The sequence below is a fragment of the Corallococcus exercitus genome (genome assembly GCF_003611585.1).
GTDB lineage: Bacteria > Myxococcota > Myxococcia > Myxococcales > Myxococcaceae > Corallococcus > Corallococcus exercitus.
Window position 1 is genome coordinate 1 of sequence record NZ_RAVW01000753.1, and the last position, 1,826, is coordinate 1,826.

Here is a 1,826-nt window from a genome sequence, read left to right on the forward strand (position 1 = left end):
CTCCACCCCCGGGAGCCGGGCTCCCCCGAGCCCGACCTGCCCTATCCGGAGCTGGCCTCGCCAGGCCTCGTGCGCTGGTCCGTGCCCATCGAGGATGCCGGGCCTGGCGCGGGGCCCCCTTCCAACGTGCTGCTGCTGTACTTCGATCGCGAGCCGCGGCTGCCCCGGCAATACCGGGGCATGATGGACCGGCTCTGCGGCGTGCTCCGCATCGCGCTCATCCACCGGCGGCTCTTCGCGCGGACCCTGGACAGCGAGCGCGCGCTCCAGCACGAGCGGGACTTCAGCTCGACGGTCCTGGACACGGCCCGCGCCCTGGTCATCGTCCTGGATACGGAAGGGCGGATCGTCCGCTTCAACCGGGCATGCCAGGAGGTGTCGGGCTACTCCTTCGAGGAGCTGCGCGGCGCGCATTTCTGGGCGCGGCTCCAACCGCCGGAGGACACGGAGCGGGTGAGGCAGAACTTCGCCGTGCTCGCGGCCGGGCGGGGGCACGAGCAGTACGAGGGGCACTGGCTGACCCGCAGGGGCGAGCGTCGCCTCATCTCCTGGTCCAGCAACGTCCTGCGGGCCGAGTCGGGGGAGGTCGAGTTCGTCATCGGCACCGGCATCGACATCACCGAGCACCGCCGGACCGAGCAGGAGCGCGACCAGACCTTCCAGCGGGAGCAGCAGGCGCGGGCCCGGGCCGAGGAGCAGGAGCGAAGGTCCGCGCTCCTGGCGGAAGCCTCCGGGCTGCTCACCGGCTCGCTGTCCCCGGAGGACGCCCTGCGCAGCGTGGCCGCGCTGACCGTCCGGCGGTTCGCGGACTGGTGCGCGGTGGATCTCCTGGACGGGGGGCACTCCCCCCAGCGGATCACCGAGGCCCGCTCCGAAGCGCTGCGGGCCACCTCGCTTGCGCGGATGCACTGCGCGCTGCCCGACCTGGAGGCCTCGCATGGCCCGGGACGGGTGCTCCGCGTCGGCGTACCGGAGTTCTTCCCGGATGGGGACGCCTCCATGGCCCTGGGGTGCATCCGGGCCGGACGGGAGCTGGCCGAAGTCGTCGAGTTCCAGTCGTGGATCTCGGTGCCGCTGCTCGCGCGGGAGCACGCGCTCGGCGCGCTCACCCTCGCGCGCCTGGAGGGGGATGGCCGGTATGGCCCGGCCGACTTCGAGCTCGCCCAGGAGCTGGCCCGCCGCGCGGCGATGGCATTGGACAACGCCCGCCTCTATCAGCAGGCCCAGCTGGCGATCGGCCTCCGGGATGAGTTCCTCTCCATCGCCTCCCATGAGCTGAAGACTCCGGTCACGTCCCTCCAGCTGTCGGTGCAGGGCCTGATGCGCCTGGCCCGGACGGGCGCGCTCCGGACCTCGCCGGTGGAGAGCGTGACCCACGCGCTGGAGGTCATCGAGCGTCAGGCGAAGCGGATGGCGAAGCTCGTCAACACGCTGCTGGACGTCTCCCGCATCCATGCCGGACGGCTGGAGCTGGAGTTCGAGGAGGTGGACCTCGCCGCGCTGGTCCGGGACGTCGCGGCGCGCTTCGCACCCGAGCTGGCCACGTCAGGAACCCGCCTCCTGGTCCACGCCGACACGCCGGTGCCGGGCGTGTGGGACCGGTCGCGGCTGGATCAGATCGTCACCAACCTGCTCTCGAACGCCATCAAGTACGGCGAGGGAAGGCCCATTGAGATCCGCGTCGACGGAGACGCCCTGATGGCCCGGCTGGAGGTCCGGGACCAGGGCATCGGCATCCCGGCGGAGCGGCACGCGCGCATCTTCCGGGCCTTCGAGCGCGCGGTGTCGTCACGCCACTACGGGGGGCTGGGGCTGGGCCTCCACAT

Annotated in this window: 1 protein-coding gene; it reads left to right on the plus strand. The window is 72.2% G+C overall.

Annotated elements, in window-relative coordinates; genetic code table 11:
- Window positions 1-1,826 (plus strand): PAS domain-containing sensor histidine kinase (locus D7W79_RS41705; RefSeq protein WP_120530718.1); only part of this gene is annotated, 1,826 nt, incomplete at both ends.